General features: G+C 47.9%; 23 protein-coding genes. 21 read left to right on the top strand and 2 right to left on the bottom strand.

Going from position 1 to position 17263, the window contains the following annotated elements; genetic code table 11:
- The first annotated feature begins 11 nt into the window (after positions 1-11).
- The 18 genes from rplO (at position 12) to WH37_RS29620 (ending at position 13311) form a co-directional block, all read left to right on the top strand.
- The gene (rplO, locus tag WH37_RS29535; protein WP_046234243.1) at positions 12-452 is read left to right on the top strand and encodes a 50S ribosomal protein L15; all 441 of its coding nucleotides are present in this window, start codon (positions 12-14) and stop codon (positions 450-452) included.
- Entirely contained in the window at positions 453-1754 is a 1302-nt protein-coding gene (gene secY / locus WH37_RS29540; RefSeq protein WP_046234244.1) for a preprotein translocase subunit SecY, read from the top strand. It abuts the gene before it with no gap.
- 86 nt (positions 1755-1840) lie between these two features.
- On the top strand, positions 1841-2491 hold the full coding sequence (locus WH37_RS29545) for an adenylate kinase (protein ID WP_046234245.1): 651 nt from the start codon (positions 1841-1843) through the stop codon (positions 2489-2491).
- On the top strand, positions 2491-3252 hold the full coding sequence (gene map / locus WH37_RS29550) for a type I methionyl aminopeptidase (RefSeq protein WP_046234246.1): 762 nt from the start codon (positions 2491-2493) through the stop codon (positions 3250-3252). The genes WH37_RS29545 and map overlap by 1 nt, the downstream gene beginning before the upstream one ends.
- Positions 3253-3259: 7 nt before the next feature.
- Positions 3260-3541, top strand: coding sequence for a KOW domain-containing RNA-binding protein (locus tag WH37_RS29555; protein WP_046234247.1), 282 nt, complete (start codon positions 3260-3262; stop codon positions 3539-3541).
- 3 nt (positions 3542-3544) lie between these two features.
- Positions 3545-3760, top strand: a complete 216-nt coding sequence (gene infA, locus WH37_RS29560; protein ID WP_046234248.1) for a translation initiation factor IF-1 — start codon at positions 3545-3547, stop codon at positions 3758-3760.
- Between the two features lie 44 nt (positions 3761-3804).
- Positions 3805-3918 carry a 50S ribosomal protein L36 gene (gene rpmJ / locus WH37_RS29565; protein WP_003333770.1) on the top strand — a complete coding sequence of 38 codons (114 nt, stop codon included), beginning with the start codon at positions 3805-3807 and terminating at the stop codon, positions 3916-3918.
- A gap of 18 nt (positions 3919-3936) precedes the next feature.
- The gene (rpsM, locus tag WH37_RS29570; protein ID WP_046234249.1) at positions 3937-4305 is read left to right on the top strand and encodes a 30S ribosomal protein S13; all 369 of its coding nucleotides are present in this window, start codon (positions 3937-3939) and stop codon (positions 4303-4305) included.
- Positions 4306-4324: 19 nt separating this feature from the next.
- On the top strand, positions 4325-4720 hold the full coding sequence (rpsK, locus tag WH37_RS29575; RefSeq protein WP_046234250.1) for a 30S ribosomal protein S11: 396 nt from the start codon (positions 4325-4327) through the stop codon (positions 4718-4720).
- A 126-nt stretch (positions 4721-4846) separates the two neighbouring features.
- Positions 4847-5791 carry a DNA-directed RNA polymerase subunit alpha gene (locus WH37_RS29580; protein WP_046234251.1) on the top strand — a complete coding sequence of 315 codons (945 nt, stop codon included), beginning with the start codon at positions 4847-4849 and terminating at the stop codon, positions 5789-5791.
- 42 nt (positions 5792-5833) lie between these two features.
- Positions 5834-6199 carry a 50S ribosomal protein L17 gene (rplQ, locus tag WH37_RS29585; RefSeq protein WP_046234252.1) on the top strand — a complete coding sequence of 122 codons (366 nt, stop codon included), beginning with the start codon at positions 5834-5836 and terminating at the stop codon, positions 6197-6199.
- A 948-nt stretch (positions 6200-7147) separates the two neighbouring features.
- A complete protein-coding gene (truA, locus tag WH37_RS29590) occupies positions 7148-7906 on the top strand; it encodes a tRNA pseudouridine(38-40) synthase TruA (RefSeq protein WP_046234253.1) in 759 nt (252 codons plus the stop codon).
- A gap of 184 nt (positions 7907-8090) precedes the next feature.
- A complete protein-coding gene (gene rplM, locus WH37_RS29595; RefSeq protein WP_046234254.1) occupies positions 8091-8528 on the top strand; it encodes a 50S ribosomal protein L13 in 438 nt (145 codons plus the stop codon).
- Between the two features lie 20 nt (positions 8529-8548).
- Positions 8549-8941 carry a 30S ribosomal protein S9 gene (gene rpsI / locus WH37_RS29600; protein ID WP_046234255.1) on the top strand — a complete coding sequence of 131 codons (393 nt, stop codon included), beginning with the start codon at positions 8549-8551 and terminating at the stop codon, positions 8939-8941.
- Between the two features lie 295 nt (positions 8942-9236).
- The gene (locus tag WH37_RS29605; RefSeq protein WP_046234256.1) at positions 9237-9932 is read left to right on the top strand and encodes a phosphoadenylyl-sulfate reductase; all 696 of its coding nucleotides are present in this window, start codon (positions 9237-9239) and stop codon (positions 9930-9932) included.
- A gap of 84 nt (positions 9933-10016) precedes the next feature.
- Complete coding sequence (sat, locus tag WH37_RS29610; RefSeq protein WP_046234257.1) at positions 10017-11183, top strand: sulfate adenylyltransferase; 1167 nt, start codon at positions 10017-10019, stop codon at positions 11181-11183.
- A 132-nt stretch (positions 11184-11315) separates the two neighbouring features.
- Positions 11316-12095 carry an N-acetylmuramoyl-L-alanine amidase CwlD gene (gene cwlD / locus WH37_RS29615; RefSeq protein ID WP_046234266.1) on the top strand — a complete coding sequence of 260 codons (780 nt, stop codon included), beginning with the start codon at positions 11316-11318 and terminating at the stop codon, positions 12093-12095.
- Positions 12096-12201: 106 nt separating this feature from the next.
- Positions 12202-13311, top strand: a complete 1110-nt coding sequence (locus WH37_RS29620; RefSeq protein ID WP_046234258.1) for an Mrp/NBP35 family ATP-binding protein — start codon at positions 12202-12204, stop codon at positions 13309-13311.
- A gap of 349 nt (positions 13312-13660) precedes the next feature.
- Here WH37_RS29620 and gerD read toward each other — a convergent pair whose 3' ends face one another.
- Positions 13661-14362, bottom strand: coding sequence for a spore germination lipoprotein GerD (gene gerD / locus WH37_RS29625; RefSeq protein ID WP_046234259.1), 702 nt, complete (start codon positions 14360-14362; stop codon positions 13661-13663).
- 154 nt (positions 14363-14516) lie between these two features.
- Here gerD and WH37_RS29630 point away from each other — a divergent pair, with 154 nt between their 5' ends.
- A complete protein-coding gene (locus tag WH37_RS29630; RefSeq protein ID WP_231594422.1) occupies positions 14517-15146 on the top strand; it encodes a KinB-signaling pathway activation protein in 630 nt (209 codons plus the stop codon).
- 29 nt (positions 15147-15175) lie between these two features.
- Here WH37_RS29630 and pdaB read toward each other — a convergent pair whose 3' ends face one another.
- Positions 15176-15991 carry a polysaccharide deacetylase family sporulation protein PdaB gene (gene pdaB / locus WH37_RS29635; RefSeq protein WP_046234261.1) on the bottom strand — a complete coding sequence of 272 codons (816 nt, stop codon included), beginning with the start codon at positions 15989-15991 and terminating at the stop codon, positions 15176-15178.
- A 109-nt stretch (positions 15992-16100) separates the two neighbouring features.
- Between pdaB and WH37_RS29640 the strand changes: the two genes are divergently transcribed.
- Positions 16101-16727, top strand: a complete 627-nt coding sequence (locus WH37_RS29640; protein WP_052737292.1) for a stage II sporulation protein M — start codon at positions 16101-16103, stop codon at positions 16725-16727.
- A gap of 162 nt (positions 16728-16889) precedes the next feature.
- The gene (locus WH37_RS29645; RefSeq protein WP_046234262.1) at positions 16890-17111 is read left to right on the top strand and encodes a hypothetical protein; all 222 of its coding nucleotides are present in this window, start codon (positions 16890-16892) and stop codon (positions 17109-17111) included.
- The last annotated feature ends 152 nt before the right edge of the window (positions 17112-17263 follow it).

Genomic DNA, 17263 nt, shown 5'->3' on the forward strand with positions numbered 1-17263 from the left:
GTGCAAGAACGATGAAATTGCATGAACTCGCACCAGCACCAGGTTCCAAGCAAACACCAAAACGTAAAGGTCGCGGTATTGGTACCGGTAACGGTAAAACAGCTGGACGTGGTCACAAAGGTCAAAATGCTCGCTCCGGCGGTGGTGTTCGTCCTGGTTTCGAGGGTGGTCAAAACCCATTGTACCGTCGTGTACCGAAACGCGGATTTAACAACCGTTTCCGTAAAGAGTATGCCATAATCAACATTGAAGAGCTCAACAGCTTTGCAGCAGGCACCGAAGTCACTCCAGAAGTTCTTCTTGAGCAAGGGATTGTAAAAAATCCACTAGCGGGCATTAAGATTTTGGGTAACGGTGAAATCAACGTCCAACTGACTGTAAAAGCAAGCAAGTTCTCTCAATCTGCGGTAGAGAAAATCCAGGCTGCCGGCGGTAAAACCGAGGTGATCTAATTGTTCAAAACCGTGTCCAACATTTGGAAAGTTGCGGATTTGCGCTCGCGCATTCTATTTACGCTTTTCATCCTGCTCATCTACCGGATTGGTTCTTTCATTCCGGTGCCGGGCATCAATAAAGAAGTGTTCAAACAAGTTGATCGCGCAGGTGCAGATTTGTTCGGCTTGCTTAACACGTTTTCTGGTGGAGCGCTTTTCAAATTCTCCATCTTTGCAATCGGGATTATGCCATATATTACAGCCTCGATTATCGTGCAGCTGTTATCGATGGATGTTATTCCTAAATTCGCAGAGTGGGCGAAGGAAGGCGAGAACGGCAAACGTAAGCTCGCGCAAATTACTCGTTACGGCACGGTTATTCTTGGTTTGGTTCAAGGTTTTGCAACAGCAATCGGCTTCAACCGCCAATATGGCAATGAGATGATTCCTGGAGCGACCTTCGTTGATTATTTGGTTGTTGCTATCATCTTGACTGCAGGTACTGCTTTCTTGATGTGGCTAGGCGAGCAAATTACTGAGCGTGGTATTGGTAACGGTATTTCGATCCTGATTTTTGCAGGTATCGCTGCTGGTATCCCAGGCCACATCCGTACAATTTGGCAAGATCAATTTATTGGTCAAGAAGCTGCTTTGTTCTGGAATATTGGTAAAATGGTTCTGATCCTTATTGCGATCGTTGCCATTATCGTCGGTGTTATCTTTGTTCAGCAAGGGATTCGTAAAATTCCGGTTCAATACGCTAAACGTGTAGTGGGCAGAAAAATGTACGGCGGACAATCGACTCATATCCCTATGAAAGTAAACGGAGCAGGTGTTATTCCGGTTATTTTCGCGGTATCGCTTCTGATGTTCCCGGTTACGATTGCTCAGTTCTGGAATGGATCGGCATGGGCAAACTGGATTATCAATAATATGTATTATGACAAACCGCTTGGTATGGTCTTGTATGTACTGTTGATTATCGGTTTCACTTTCTTCTATACCTTCGTTCAAATTAATCCGGTACAAATGGCGGATCAAATGAAAAAGAACGGTGGTTATATCCCAGGTATTCGCCCGGGTAAACCAACTTCTTCTTATCTGACTCGCGTTATGTCGCGTATTACATTGACGGGCGCGCTTTTCCTAGCGGTTATCTCGATTTTGCCAGTGCTCTTCGGAACGCTTGCAGGATTGCCGCGTACGGTGCAACTTGGCGGAACTTCGCTTCTGATCGTTATCGGCGTTGCGCTTGATACGATGAAGCAAATCGAAACCCAGTTGATCAAACGCCATTACAAAGGGTTTATCAATAAATAACAATAGGTTCTGTTCGGGCTTCCGTGACGTCGCTTGCGATGGTACGGACCCGCATGAGCCTATTGTGTTTAAAGCGAGGAACACGAATGAACATTTTATTCATGGGCCCTCCGGGAGCCGGTAAAGGAACGCAAGCTGAACGAATCGTTTCCGAGTTTGGTATACCACACATCTCGACAGGCGATGCATTCCGCCTTGCTATGAAAGAAGGCACTGCGCTCGGTCTCAAAGCGAAAGAGTATGTCGATAAAGGACTGCTTGTACCCGATGAGATTACGAACGGTATCGTAAAAGAACGTCTTGCATTAGACGATTGCAATAAAGGGTTTTTGCTGGACGGTTTTCCTCGGACATTGCAACAAGCCGAAGCGCTTGATGGCATGCTCAAGGAACTTGACCGAGGCATTAACCATGTCGTTAATTTAAAGGTTGATCGTGGTTTTCTCATGGCACGCCTAACTGGAAGACGCATTTGCAAAACATGCGGAACGACGTATCACATTCTGTTCAATCCGCCGAAGCAAGAAGGCGTCTGTGATAAAGACGGTGGCGAGTTGTATCAGCGTTCGGATGATACGGAGGAGAAGGTTGGAACGCGTCTTGATGAGTACATTTCCAAAACTGCTCCACTTCTTGACTATTACAGTGATAAAGGTCTTCTTCGCGAAGTCGATGGCGAGAAGGAAATTAATGCGGTAACGGCCGACATTACTTCCATCTTGCGAGGTTCGTTGTAATGATTATACGCAAATCCGAATCGGAGCTGCGCTATATGAGAGAAGCAGGCAGAATTGTTGCGGATGCACATCGGTTGATGGCGAGGTCGGTGAAGCCGGGTATTACTACCCTTGAGCTTGATCAACTAGCTGAAGACTACATTCGCAGTCAAGGAGCCGTGCCTTCTTTTAAAGGTTACAATGGTTTTCCCGCCAGCATTTGCGCTTCTGTAAATGACGAGCTGGTACATGGTTTTCCAGGACCTCGGAAGTTGAACGAAGGCGATATTATTAGTATCGATATCGGAGCGCAGTACAATGGCTATCATGGCGATTCTGCATGGACCTACGCGGTTGGCGCAGTAACGCCTGAAGTACAAAGGCTGCTGGATGTAGCGGAACAGTCGCTTTATGCGGCCGTGAATCTCATCCGTCCGAATGAGAAGCTATTTACGATATCCCATGCTGTTCAACAAGTTGTCGAAGCGGCTGGCTTCTCGGTTGTACGCGAATTTGTTGGTCATGGAATTGGAGCGAAGCTTCATGAGGAGCCGCAAATTCCGAACTATGGTATGCCAGGTCGCGGACCGAAGCTTGAGCCGGGAATGGTGCTTTGCATCGAACCTATGGTGAACATCGGTGAACGATATGTCCGCACGCTTGAAGACAATTGGACGGTCGTAACGGAAGACGGCTCGATGTGTGCTCATTTTGAGCATACGGTTGCCGTAACGGAGAATGGTTTTGAAATTTTGACGCTTTCGAAGCCACAGGCGGAATGAGCCAGAGATGGATAAGTTCCCGCAGGTAGGCCAAATTGTCAAAGTGCTTCGGGGCAAGGATGAAGACAGCTACGCGGTCGTCATATCCATCATTGACGAGCGTTTCGTTATGATTGTAGATGGCGATAAGCGGCGCTTCGACTCGCCGAAGAAGAAGAACGTTCTGCATCTCGAGTTACAGCCTGTGATAAGCAGCGAAGTTGTAAACAGCTTGCTTGAATCAGGCAGGGTGACCAATACCAAGTTACGTTATGTTATACAGAAGTTTGCACATGCGAAAGGAGAATGACGGTTGGCTAAGGAAGACATCATTGAGGTCGAAGGTACGGTGATTGAACCGTTGCCGAATGCCACATTCAAGGTGGAGCTGGAGAACGGTCATCAAATTCTCGCACATGTTTCCGGTAAGCTCAGAATGCACTTTATTCGTATTCTGACAGGAGACAAGGTGGTTATACAGTTATCGCCTTATGATTTAACAAAAGGGCGCATCACCTATCGTAAGTAGGCCGCATTGCGGTTTGCGAGCGAAAGATTCGGGAGGTAATCACAATGAAGGTTAGACCTTCGGTTAAGCCGATTTGCGAAAAATGCAAAGTCATTCGTCGCAAAGGCAACGTTATGGTGATTTGTGAAAATCCGAAACACAAACAAAAACAAGGATAGAAGGAGGGATAACGGCCTATGGCACGTATAGCTGGTGTAGACTTGCCGCGTGATAAGCGCGTCGAAATCGCTCTGACATACATTTTCGGTATTGGCAAAGTGACTTCACAAAAAATCTTGAGCACAACTGGCGTTAACGCGGACACTCGTGTTCGTGATTTGACAGAAGATGAGCTTGCGAAAATTCGTGAAGCAATTGACAAAACAGTTAAAGTGGAAGGCGACCTGCGTCGTGAAATTTCGCTTAACATCAAACGTCTGATTGAAATCGGATGTTACCGTGGTGTTCGTCACCGTCGTGGTTTGCCTGTTCGCGGTCAACGCACGAAAACAAATGCGCGTACGCGTAAAGGTCCTCGTCGGACTGTAGCTAACAAAAAGAAATAAGAAGAGGTGAAATAGGATAATGGCAAAACCGAAAAAAGTCGTTCGTACAAAACGTCGTGATCGGAAAAATATTGAGTCAGGCGTCGCTCACATTCGCTCGACATTCAATAACACGATTGTTACAATTACGGACCCTCACGGCAATGCAATCTCTTGGGCAAGCTCCGGTAACATGGGTTTCAGAGGTTCGCGTAAAAGCACGCCTTTCGCAGCTCAAATGGCAGCTGAAACTGCAGCTAAAGCAGCAATGGAACATGGCATGAAAACCGTTGAGGTTATGGTTAAAGGTCCAGGCGCTGGTCGTGAAGCAGCTATTCGTTCGCTTCAAGCAGCAGGTCTTGAAGTTAACCTGATTAAAGACGTTACTCCAGTGCCTCATAACGGATGCCGTCCACCAAAACGTCGTCGCGTATAGTTGGATCCACTGTGGTATCAAATGACAGCAACTTGTGAATAATGGTTGTGAAGGTTTGGCATACTACGAGATTTGACTTAAGATACGGTATGGTAACGGAGCGACGTTTGAAGGAGGGTACTATTAGTGATTGAGATCGAAAAGCCGAAAATCGAGACCGTGGATTTGAACGAGGATGGGACTTACGGACGGTTCATTGTTGAGCCGCTCGAGCGTGGCTACGGCACGACGCTTGGAAATTCGCTTCGCCGAATTTTGTTGTCGTCTTTGCCAGGTGCAGCTGTTACTTCCGTTCAGATCGACGGAGTGCTTCACGAGTTCTCTACAGTTCCAGGAGTGATGGAAGACGTAACTGAAATCATTCTGAACCTGAAGGGCCTCTCGTTGAAAATCCACTCCGATGAAGAGAAGGTTTTGGAAATCGACGCTGAAGGCGAAGGAATCGTTACGGCGGGCGATATTCGTGCTGACAGCGATGTCGAGATTTTGAACCCTGATCTTCACATCGCCACCTTGGCCTCCGGCGCGCGGCTCCATATGCGTGTTTTTGCTAATCGGGGACGCGGATATGTGCAAGCGGACCGTAACAAAAGGGAAGATCAACCGATTGGAGTTATCCCGGTTGATTCGATTTACACGCCAATTACACGTGTAAATTACAGTGTGGAGAATACTCGTGTTGGTCAAGTGACTAACTATGATAAGCTTACGCTGGAAGTTTGGACTGACGGCAGTATTCGTCCGGAAGAGGCTGTAAGCCTCGGCGCTAAAATCTTGACTGAGCATTTGGATCTGTTCGTTGGCTTGACTGACGAAGCTAAAGATGCCGAGATTATGGTGGAGAAGGAAGAAGACAAAAAAGAGAAAGTTCTGGAGATGACTATCGAAGAACTCGATCTTTCCGTACGTTCATACAACTGCTTGAAGCGTGCAGGAATCAACACCGTTCAAGAGCTGATTACGAAATCCGAAGAGGACATGATGAAGGTTCGCAACTTGGGCCGCAAGTCGCTTGAGGAAGTTCAAGAGAAGCTGGAAGAGCTGGGTCTTGGCCTGCGCATGGAAGAGTAGCATCAATTAGTCTAGACTACAGGCAAGGGAGGGAAAATCAAGATGGCATATCAAAAACTAGGCCGTAACGCTAGCGCGCGGAAAGCATTGTTCCGTGACCTCGTTACTGACCTTTTCCTTTATGAGCGTATTCAAACAACGGAAGCAAAAGCGAAAGAGGTTCGTTCGATCGCTGAAAAGCTGATCACGAAAGCGAAGCAAGGCGACTTGCACGCTCGTCGTCAAGTAGCAGCTTACGTGCGTCGTGAAACAATCGATGGAGAGCAAGATGCAATCCAAAAATTGTTCTCGGAGCTGGGCCCCCGTTACTCGGAGCGTCCGGGCGGATACACGCGGATTTTGAAACTAGGACCTCGCCGTGGCGACGCTGCGCCAATGGTATATTTGGAACTGGTAGACCGCGCGTAACATGAGAAAGGGTGGACCCTCGAGGCCACCTTTTTTTATTTGCTGGTTTTTGTGAGGGCGAGGATGTTGTGGCTTCGCGTCGGCTGATGGTAGTATGAGGCTTTGGGCGGGGCGGGCGTTCCGTGAAAGATTTGGGCTTACGATCAGACAACAAAGACGAACGCTGCGCTTCTCCAGCCCAAACCTTTCACTCCACTCCCGTCCCCACTCCAAAGCACTTCACACTACCACCCATCCTCGCTTCGCCAGCCCCTAGCCCTCACAAGCCGCAAATAAACGCGGCATGAGGGCCGAAAAGGCAGTAGACATAGTGTGCCCCATTACTACTGCACACTATGTCTGCCAAACTGCCGGCTGCTCAGCTTTGCATAGAGCCGCAGTGGCACAGTTAGCTGCCAGCAGTTGCCGCGAAGCAGGCGCTGCCGTGCAGCTCTTGTGTCGATGCAGAATATATAGCAGCATCGACAACAGAGGCGCTCATGCAGCAAATGCATGAGCGTGCCTTGGCTATTCTGAAGCGAGTATTAGAAGCTGAGGATTTCATTCTCTGCTTCTAATTAGCCTCATGAAGGCTAACGTGCTGGTGCTCAAGCTGAGAGTTGTCATTCCATGCTGCCCATGATGATGGGCAGAGGGATGACAGCGGGGAATAGCAGGCAGTTGCTGGGGAGACTAGTGACGCAGGTTGCTCGCTAACTTCCGGGTGTCCAGAGGGACGGCAGTTCCTCGGAATCCCCCTTACGAAGGGGGACTTAGGGGGTTGGAAAGCCTTTGAAGGTCTGGTAGAAGCTCTTGAGGGTTTGGGTAGACGCCTTTGAAGGTTTGGTAGAAGCTCTTGAGGGCTTGGGGATAGAGGCCTTTGAAGGTTTGGGTAAGGCCCTTGAGGGTTTCGGGATAGCTTTTGAAGGCAGGGTAGAACCCCTCTCGAGGGTTTGGGAGGAATTCCACATGCGAAATATTGCAGTAAAGGTTAGCTATGATGGGGCGCGCTTTAATGGCTTCCAATCTCAGTTGGAGCCGCATCTCAGAACGGTGCAGCAGGAGATTGAGAAGGCGCTAAGAGCGCTTACGGGTGAAGAGATTCATATTATTGGCTCGGGCCGGACAGATGCAGGCGTTCATGCTATGGGCCAAGTATTTAATTTTCATACCGAATCCGTTATTCCCGCCGAACGCTGGGCCATTGCGCTGAATACGAGGCTGCCAAAGGATATTGTTATTTTGGAGGCGTATGAGGTGCCGGAGCAATTTCATTCACGCCGCTCTGCAAAGCGGAAAACCTATCGGTATTCGATAGATCGTGGGAAATTTCCCGATGTGTTCACGCGTCACTATTGCTTTCATTATCCGATGCGCTTAAATGCTGAGGCAATGGCAGAGGCGCTGCCCTATCTTATAGGCGAGCATGATTTTACTTCTTTTACATCCATTCATTCGACGAAGCCGCATCATATAAGAACGATTTATGAGGCGTATTTTGAGCAGCAGGGCAGCAAGCTTCATATGTACGTGACCGGCAACGGTTTTTTGTACAATATGGTGCGGGTTATTATGGGGACACTGCTGTGGGTAGGACAAGGCAAGCTGAAGCCGGAAGATATGAAGCGCATATTAGAGGGCAAAAGCAGGTCTTTGGCTGGCCCAACTGCAATGCCTCATGGCCTTACGCTGGTCGAAGTTGAATATCCCGATGAACTAAGAAGTTAATCGTACAAACTGCTTGCTTTAGGCCACTTTTTATAGTAATATATAACTTGTGCTTTCTTAGTGGCTATCCCACAGCCCCGACTGAGATCGTCACAAACTTGGCAGCAATAAATGATATAAATCGAACGGAAACGTTCTTTGATAAAATTAAATTTTAAATGTAAGCGAATGAAGGAGGATCTCCATGCGTACCACCTATATGGCTAAGCCAAATGAAGTTGAACGTAAATGGTACATCATTGATGCGGAAGGTAAAACCCTCGGTCGTCTAGCAAGCGAAGCAGCTAGCTTGATCCGTGGCAAGCACAAGCCGCAATTTACACCTCACGTTGATACAGGCGATTTCGTTATCGTAATCAACGCTGAAAAAATCGTTCTGACAGGTAAAAAACTGACAGACAAAATGTACTACCGTCACTCGATGTACTCCGGTGGTCTGAAAGTAACACCGGCTAACGTTATGATCGACAAAAAGCCTGATCGCGTTATCGAACTGGCTGTTCACGGCATGTTGCCGAAAACACGTCAAGGTAACAAAATGAAGCTTAGACTTAAAGCATACGCTGGTTCGGTACATCCGCACCAAGCACAAAATCCTGAAGTTTACGAACTTCGCGGGTAATTAAAGGGGAGGACAGTTTCATGGCTCAAGTGCAATACTATGGAACGGGTCGTCGTAAACACTCTGTTGCACGTGTACGTCTCGTGCCAGGTGAAGGACGAATCATCATTAACAAACGTGATATCAACGAATACTTCGGTTTGGAAACATTGAAACTTATCGTTAAACAACCGCTTAACCTGACAGAAACGCTTACGCAATATGATGTATTGGTTATTGCTAACGGCGGCGGTATGTCCGGCCAAGCAGGCGCTATCCGTCATGGTATCTCCCGCGCTCTACTTAAAGTAGACGCTGAATACCGTCCAGCTCTGAAACGCGCTGGATTCCTGACTCGTGACCCACGTATGAAAGAGCGTAAAAAATACGGTCTTAAAGCGGCTCGTCGCGCGCCACAATTCTCGAAACGTTAATCTATTGTTTTACAGCCCCTGGCCTTCTAGCCGGGGGTTTTTTGTTGTTTATTGAAGCCATAAAAGGCTCTGAAAAAACCAACCTGATGATTTGACAGCAAATAGGGCCATGAAAATACTGGTTTTGAAGGCGGGACAAGCGGAAGAAGCGTGCTTGGAGCCCGTTTTTTTGTATAATAAATAAACTTTAATTCATTTTGGAGTAAACTAGATATTGAAGATTGTGAGTGGACGACGTATAATTAGACTTAAATACAGATCAATATACTTGGAATTGATACGGAGGAATAAAACGATGAATCTTTTTGAGAAGGAAGCCCTTATTGCCAAGCAAGCTGTTGAGCTGGAAAATGCAACGCCAGAGGAGATTATTGCGTTTGCTGTTGCAACATTCCCTAATCTTACTTTTGCCTGCAGCTTCGGTGCAGAGGATGTTGTGCTCGTTGATATGCTTCAGAAGGTTAGTCCGACAACAGACATTTTCTACCTGGATACAGATTTTCACTTTAAAGAAACGTATGAGACTCGCGATCGCATGATCGAGCGTTACCCAGGAATTCCGTTTGTAGAAGTGAAGCCGGAAATTACACCGGAGCAGCAAGCTGCGCAATATGGTGAAGAGCTGTGGAAGACAGATGCCAACCAATGCTGCGGCATTCGGAAGGTAGAGCCGCTTACGCGGATTTTGTCCCAATACGAGGCATGGATTACGGGTATCCGTCGCGATCAAGCGCCAACACGTGCCAACGCGAAAAAAATTGAGTATGATACAAAATTCGGATTGGTTAAGTTTAACCCGATTGCACATTGGACAACTGAAGATGTATGGAACTACATCCGAGAAAATGATGTCATCTACAATCCGCTTCATGATCAAAACTATCCGAGCATTGGCTGCGAATATTGCACACGTCAAGTTATGCCGGGTGAAGATCCGCGTGCTGGACGTTGGGCAGGACAAGAAAAAACAGAGTGCGGCTTGCATAAATAATCGGTAATGAAGAAGGCTAGGCAGCATGAGAAGCCAGATGATAAAGATGGCGGACTGTGTACTATTTTTGGGAGGGCAATGATAATGACTCAAATTTTACCGCATGGCGGCGAACTGGTGAACCGTGTCGCTACTGGCGAGCAACGTGAAGCACTGCTTAATGAGGCAAAAGGGCTTGGCAGCATTACGATTAACACGTGGACGATTTCCGATCTTGATTTGATCGCTGTAGGCGCTTTTTCGCCGCTGACAGGATTTTTGAATGAAGCGGATTATCGCTCCGTTGTTGAGAACATGCGACTGGCTAACGGTACAGTATGGAGCATCCCGATTACGCTGGCTGTAGAAGAGGCGAAGGCGGCTGAGCTTAAAGTAGGCGAACGCACGGCGTTAGTTGGTGAAGATGGCGTCATTTATGCGGTTATTGATGTAGAGAGCATTTACGCTGTTGATCAAAAGGTTGAGGCGGTTCATATTTTTAAAACCGATGACCTCGAGCATCCGGGTGTGCAAAAGCTTTTGTCTCGTCCAGCTACTTATGTAGGCGGCTCGATTACGGTGCTGAACCGTCCGAAGCCGGAGAAGTTTGAAGAGTATTATTTTGACCCGTCCGAGACACGCAAGCTGTTCCAGGATAAAGGCTGGAAAACCGTTGTTGGTTTCCAAACCCGCAATCCCGTTCACCGTGCTCATGAATATATCCAGAAGACTGCAATGGAAATTGTCGATGCTTTATTCCTCAACCCGCTTGTTGGGGAGACAAAGTCCGATGACGTGCCAGCGAACGTACGGATGAAAAGCTATCTGGCTCTGCTGGAAAATTATTATCCGGCCGATCGTGTACACCTCGGTGTATTCCCGGCAGCGATGCGTTATGCAGGACCACGCGAAGCGATTTTCCATGCGCTCGTTCGTAAAAACTATGGCTGCAGCCACTTTATTGTAGGCCGTGACCACGCTGGTGTAGGCGACTACTACGGCACTTATGAAGCGCAAGATCTGCTTAAGACGATTCCGACAGAGGACCTCGGCATTACACCGCTCTATTTCGAGCACAGCTTCTTCTGTCAAAAATGCGGCAACATGGCGACTACCAAGACATGTCCGCATGATAAATCCGAGCATTTGACGCTTTCGGGAACAAAAGTGCGCGCGCTGCTGCGTGATGGCATTTGCCCGCCGCCGGAGTTTTCGCGTCCTGAAGTTGCTAAAATATTGATTGAAGGCATGGCGGAGCAGCCTGTAACTTAATAAGCGTTATCGTGTGACACTGTGAACGTGCAGAGGCACACTCATAAATAACCATCTCGTCCCATATAGATGATAATGAGCGCTGGCCAAGCTGGAGCTGTTTATTATTTGATGGAGGACGGGGTGGTTTTTTTGCGCCGATGGGGACGACGCTGGGTCGTTTGGATAACGCTAAAGGGAGCGCTGCGATTGACTGCTGCTGTGCTGGCCATTGCACTCGTATGGACGCTGCTTACTTATGGAGACGAACGGACTGCGCGGACATGGAAGACGTGGGCAACACCGTTGTCTGGTAAAACGATTGCGCTTGATGCTGGGCATGGCGGAGTAGATGGCGGGGCGGTCAGCAAACAGGGAGTCGTTGAAAAAGATTTGAATATGGCGATTGCGCTTTATTTGCGCGATTATTTACAGCAGGCAGGGGCTATTGTCGTCATGACGCGTGAAGGGGATTATGATCTGGCAGCCCCAGATACGAAAACCTATAGCAGGCGGAAAACGGAGGATCTGCATAACCGCGTGAAGGTCATAAAGGAAAGCCGGCCGAATTTGGTTGTCAGCATTCATATGAACAGTATTCCATCAGCCAAATGGTCGGGGGCGCAAACCTTTTACAATCCGGCTAATCATCAGGACAGCAAGCTGCTTGCTGCCGCTATTCAAAACGAGATTAAACGCAATTTGGAAAATACGAGCCGCGTCGCAGCAACGGAAAATACCGTCTATTTGCTCAAAGCAATTACGGATGTTCCCACAGCCTTAATTGAAGTCGGTTTTCTGTCTAATCCGGGGGAAGCATCCAGACTAGCCGATTCGGAATACCAGCGAAAGGTCGCCGCTTCCATTTATCAAGGGATGCTGCGATACGCTGCTGGAGAGAAAATGACGCTGCCTGCAGGGGATAAGCCATAAAGCTGAAACCGTTCCGACACGTTACAGCCATGAATGTTGCTGCTTAACTATGCTATAATCATAAGTAATAAGCAGTAATCGCATACATAAAGGTGGGACGTATCCTATGTTAACACGTGAGCAAGCTTTGGAAGCCGTTGAAGCAGTAACGGCGCTATATACGGCGGGCGAGGTAGCCGTCCGCGATGTGATGGTGAAGGACCGTCAAGTTTCACTGACGGTCTTGGTTGCCAGCGAGGAGGCGAAGCCCTCGCTGGAAGCCGCGCTGCGCGAAGCGTTAGCGCGGCTGGGCGCCGAAACCGTGCATTGCCGGTTTCGTGCGCTAGAGCCCGCAGCTGCGGCGGATGCTTCCGCGCAGCGCGGGGCGCCTAGCGGCGGCGGCGGAGCCTCCGCTGCCGCAGGCGCAGGCGCCGCTGGCCCCGTGCAAGGCCACGGGGCCGGGCTGGCGAACCCGCTGCTGGATAGCCGCAGCGGGGTGCAGTTCATTGCCGTCGCCAGCGGCAAGGGCGGCGTCGGCAAATCAACAGTGACCGTGAACCTCGCGGTCGCTCTCGCTCGCAAGGGCAAGCGTGTCGGCATTATTGACGCCGACATTTACGGCTTCAGCGTGCCCGATATGATGGGCATCGAAGAGCGCCCGCAGGTCGTGAACGAGCGGGTCATCCCGATTGAAAAATTCGGGGTGAAGGTGATGTCGATGGGCTTTTTTGTTGAGGACAACAGCCCAATCGTATGGCGCGGCCCGATGCTAGGCAAAATGCTGCGCAACTTTTTTGACGAAATCGAGTGGGGCCAGCTTGATTACTTGCTGCTCGACTTGCCGCCGGGAACAGGCGATGTAGCGCTGGACGTCCATCAGATCATCCCGCAAAGCAAAGAAATTATCGTCACGACGCCGCACGCTACAGCTGCATTCGTTGCTGCACGCGCAGGGGCAATGGCCATTAAAACCGAGCATGAAATCATCGGTATCGTTGAAAATATGGCGTATTACAAATGCAGCAAATGCGGCGAGCCAGAATACATTTTTGGCCGAGGTGGTGGCGGAAGGTTAGCTGAGTCGCTTCATGCCGAGCTATTGTCACAAATTCCGCTTGGTGCACCGGATAATCATCCATCAGAGCCGGACTTCTCGCCATCCGTATACAAGGCAGAGAGCGAGACAGGCCAGCTGTATTTGGAGCTTGCGGACAAAGTGCTTCAAAAATGCGAATAGCGTCCGCTTCATCAAATAGCGATTGCAGTTGGCAGCAATAGCTGCACTGCATCTTTTTAAAACAACTTTCTTGAATTAATCGTCTTGAAGTAACCTTCGTGCATGGGGCTTACGGAAGTGGCAATTGCCGCTACGTAAGTCCTTTGCTCTTTTTCACCTCATCACCAGCTAAACTTTTTACCTTCTTTCATTCTTGCCCCCTTATCTCCGTAGTTGCTTAGCCCCTTATTTATAGGATTCTTAAATCGGATAGCTGAATGAAAAAAGCCCCATGCCTATGAATGGAGCTTCAGCCAGACAGCTGGCCTATCTACATTCACAGCGGGGCGTTCTTTTTTCTAATCACAAGCTACGTCGTATTATCCTGCTGTCCATCTCCTGAGCCTGAATCTTGCTGGTCGTCACCGCTATCGTCGCCTGAATCCTGTTGTTCTTCCTCCGACGATTTTTGCTTGTCAACCTTTTCGTTAGGCTTCGGTTTTAGCTCTTCCTGTACGGCTTTCTTCATTAGATCGAGCACTTCAAGCTTGAAAAGTGGATTTTGCATCGACTCCTGCATAATGGACATGACTTGTTTTTTATACTGTGTGCTTTGCAGCACCTCCAAAATCATCCGGTCCATCTCCGGATTCTTCATGACCTTAATTAACTGTTCCTGATACGACGGATCTTTAAGCAGCTGCTGGTGAATTTCCTTGTTTTGCTTATTAACGGCTTTGGCAAATTCCCCAGCAAAACGGACATCGGTCATCAGCGTCTTGATCACCTTGTCATATTCCGGTGCGACTAGCACATCTTTAACTGCCAGACGAACCTGCTCCTGATCCTGCACGGACAAAAGCTTGGACGTATTTCCGTTATAGCCCGACATTTGCTGAGCCGATTCCTGGAGCGCTTTTTGAGCATCCTCCGTTTTGAGTATATCAATGACCATCGATTTCATGTCTTTGTACGTGACTTGTTGGCTGCTTCCCGATGATTCCGATCCACAACTGGCCAAGACAAAAGACGTAACAATGAGAAGCATAATTACCGTCATACGAATGCGCATGATTCGTGTTCTCCCTTCGTGGCAGCATTCCTGTATTGATGGGAGTAGTATGTGTCAAAGTTCAATTGATTATCAAGGGGAAAGGTTAGCTTTTTAATGTGAACGTGGTAAAATAAAGGATGTTGGACAGGGTGTGCTTGAAAAATTTAGGGGGATGTCAAACGTGAATATCAGAAAATGGTTTTTTCTTTTTTGGAGCTGTATGGCAGTCGGTGGTTTGGCTACAGCGATATGTGGAATAACGATGCAGTGGACGGATCCGGAATTCGGCTTTATGGGGCTGGATGCCTCGGGATTTAATTTTGCAATGATGGCGCTTGTAGGCCTTATGTTCGGTGCATTCAGCCAAATGGGCTTTTTCGCTTATTTGACTTTAAATTATATCGCGCTTAGCGTGTTTCGCAAAAGCTACCTCTGGAATACGCTGCAAGGCTACTCCACCGTGTTTGCGGCATTTGCTTTAGGCTATTTATTGTATGAGCAGCGTACGAATGGCTGGTTCTTCTGGCTTCTGCCGCTTCTGCTTATGGTGTTCTCCCTTGCAGTTTCTTATGTAAAGGTGAAACAGACGAAGGCTGTAGCCTTTGTACCGACCGCGTTCCTGATGTTTACTGTTACCTTCATTGAAGCCTATCCTGCTTTAAAAGGAGAAACCAATACTGCCGCCATCATCTTTATGATTGTTCCGCTGTTCGTATGTAATGCGTACCAAATATTGATGCTGCCGCGGATTTTGAAAAGCGAAGCGACCGAATCTGCATCATCTGCAAAGCCGGTCGCATAATGTAGGAACTATTTTCAACCTTTCACGGCTTAATGTTTCACTGCGGCGTTCAATTGGCTTGTACCGGTGGAGGATAGGGTGGATTTATCTTGCACAGCCTTGCCATCGGTTTCTGTCTGCGTAATCAGCTCCGTGACCGTCACGAAGTCATAGCCCTTGGAGCGCAGTTGGTCGATAATGACAGGCAGAGCTTCATGAGTCTGCTTCACGGAATCGCTGGCATGCATCAAAATAATATCGCCAGGATGAGCGCGGCTTACTACCCGGCTAATGATTTTATCCGTGCCAATGTTCATCCAGTCCAGCGAGTCGGTGTCCCATTGAATGACCTTATAGTTCATTTCGCTCGCAATGCGGAGTACCCTTTTGTCAAAATCGCCATTCGGCATCCGAATTAAATTAGGCTGTTTGCCAGTTGTATCGGTAATAATCGAATGTGCAGTGGAAATTTGCGTGCGGATTTCATCGTCACTCAGCTTACTGTAATAATCATGCTTGTGGCCGTGGCTTCCGATTTCATAACCGGCGTCGGTTATTTTCTTCACAATATCGGGATGCGATTGAATCCAGGGCGACGATAGAAAGAAGGTGGCTCTCGTAATGTCTTTGTCCTTAAGCACCTTCAAAATCGGCTCCGCGCGTTTTTCGCCCCAGCTAATATCAAACGTAAGGGCTACGACTTTCTTTTCGGTCGGTACACTGTAGATGGCAGCGGGCTGCTGTGGTGAAAACACCGTAATATTGTCGCGCTCCGCGTAAATGACCCCTACCGAAAATACGAGGGCAAGTACAATTAGACTGTAGTGCTTGATTTTACGACCATTCATCACATAAAAAAAGTTCATCTTAGGCGGGCTCTCCTCTCTAATGGAAGCTTGTTCTAGTACAATCTATGCTCAAAGCGCCAAGTTATTCATGCTTGTTCAACTGAAGATGGGCAGAGGAGGGCATCACTTGTTTAAGCCTCGGGAAATTCTTGATCACTTTCGCTCGATGAGCGGCTACATTGCATTTGGGTTTGTCCTGTTTTTTGCTGGAATTGTTGTAGGAGGAAGTAATACGGCGATCAGCGATATGATGGATCAGCAGCTGGAGGCGATTGCTCAACTGGCGCAGCAGCTTGATCAGTCGGCGAATCCGACGATGAGCTACATTCTGTTCATTTTTTTCAACAATGCCATTAAATCAATCTTCATTATGTATCTCGGGGCGTTCCTTGGATTAGTTCCGCTGTTCTTCCTCGTCTTTAATGGAATGATTATTGGTTATTTGCTTAACAGGACAGCTGAGCTGCATGGAGCGGGCACTGTAATGGAAATGATTTTTAAAGGCTTGCTGCCGCACGGTATTATTGAAATTCCGGCAATTATTATTGCTGGAGCCTATGGGATGCGATTTGGCGTCCTCATTTTAAAAATGATGAAATCAACAGTCAGCCCAAATGGCCAAGTGGAGAAGAGCGGGTTTGAAATTTTATTTTTCATGAAAAAAACGATTCCAGTCGCCGTTGTGCTTACGATTTCTCTGCTAGTGGCTTCCTTAATTGAAAGCATCATTACACCTTGGCTTCTGAAGATGTAATAAAATTCCCATTATTTGTGCATAACAATAAAGCGGCGTTATTACGTGCGAAGCGTAGACGCCGCTTTATTGTTTCATCAAGCTGCATGAGGCAGAGCAAGGACGAGCAAATTCGCTATACAGGCGAACGACCGTCACCACTTGAGGAGGGCGCAAACCACTATGCTAGGAATTCTATTCAACGATAAAGAATGCAAAGAACTCGACTACGTCCTGCGCAAGGAACTCGATGAAATGCTGCTTGATCTAAATGACTCCCGTCTGGATGGAGAAATCAAGCAGTCGATTACCCGCCGTTACAAAACGATTTTCCGCATGTATGCCCGCTTGGCTTCCCCAAAAGAGCTTTCTCGCTACGCTTTAAACGTCCGTACATATAAGTAATTTAAGGCCTCTAATAGGCCTGAATTTAAGCCCGGAAAATAATCGAAAATAAATCAAAAAAAACACTTGCAATCGTATAGGCGCCCGTGATATATTATATGAGTCGCCGCTGAGACATACGGCAGACACGCACGAAACGCAAGCAAGAGAAA

Origin of the sequence: Paenibacillus algorifonticola (assembly GCF_000971975.1) — a bacterium.
Lineage (GTDB): Bacteria > Bacillota > Bacilli > Paenibacillales > Paenibacillaceae > Pristimantibacillus > Pristimantibacillus algorifonticola.

Bases quoted from the DNA above. Each gene is read 5' to 3' on its own strand.
- rplO (WP_046234243.1), top strand. From the start codon at position 12: ATGAAATTGCATGAACTCGCACCAGCACCAGGTTCCAAGCAAACACCA.
- WH37_RS29545 (WP_046234245.1), top strand. From the start codon at position 1,841: ATGAACATTTTATTCATGGGCCCTCCGGGAGCCGGTAAAGGAACGCAA.
- map (WP_046234246.1), top strand. From the start codon at position 2,491: ATGATTATACGCAAATCCGAATCGGAGCTGCGCTATATGAGAGAAGCA.
- WH37_RS29555 (WP_046234247.1), top strand. From the start codon at position 3,260: ATGGATAAGTTCCCGCAGGTAGGCCAAATTGTCAAAGTGCTTCGGGGC.
- rpmJ (WP_003333770.1), top strand. From the start codon at position 3,805: ATGAAGGTTAGACCTTCGGTTAAGCCGATTTGCGAAAAATGCAAAGTC.
- rpsM (WP_046234249.1), top strand. From the start codon at position 3,937: ATGGCACGTATAGCTGGTGTAGACTTGCCGCGTGATAAGCGCGTCGAA.
- rpsK (WP_046234250.1), top strand. From the start codon at position 4,325: ATGGCAAAACCGAAAAAAGTCGTTCGTACAAAACGTCGTGATCGGAAA.
- rplQ (WP_046234252.1), top strand. From the start codon at position 5,834: ATGGCATATCAAAAACTAGGCCGTAACGCTAGCGCGCGGAAAGCATTG.
- truA (WP_046234253.1), top strand. From the start codon at position 7,148: ATGCGAAATATTGCAGTAAAGGTTAGCTATGATGGGGCGCGCTTTAAT.
- rplM (WP_046234254.1), top strand. From the start codon at position 8,091: ATGCGTACCACCTATATGGCTAAGCCAAATGAAGTTGAACGTAAATGG.
- rpsI (WP_046234255.1), top strand. From the start codon at position 8,549: ATGGCTCAAGTGCAATACTATGGAACGGGTCGTCGTAAACACTCTGTT.
- WH37_RS29605 (WP_046234256.1), top strand. From the start codon at position 9,237: ATGAATCTTTTTGAGAAGGAAGCCCTTATTGCCAAGCAAGCTGTTGAG.
- sat (WP_046234257.1), top strand. From the start codon at position 10,017: ATGACTCAAATTTTACCGCATGGCGGCGAACTGGTGAACCGTGTCGCT.
- WH37_RS29620 (WP_046234258.1), top strand. From the start codon at position 12,202: ATGTTAACACGTGAGCAAGCTTTGGAAGCCGTTGAAGCAGTAACGGCG.
- gerD (WP_046234259.1), bottom strand. From the start codon at position 14,362: ATGCGCATTCGTATGACGGTAATTATGCTTCTCATTGTTACGTCTTTT.
- WH37_RS29630 (WP_231594422.1), top strand. From the start codon at position 14,517: ATGTCAAACGTGAATATCAGAAAATGGTTTTTTCTTTTTTGGAGCTGT.
- pdaB (WP_046234261.1), bottom strand. From the start codon at position 15,991: ATGAACTTTTTTTATGTGATGAATGGTCGTAAAATCAAGCACTACAGT.
- WH37_RS29645 (WP_046234262.1), top strand. From the start codon at position 16,890: ATGCTAGGAATTCTATTCAACGATAAAGAATGCAAAGAACTCGACTAC.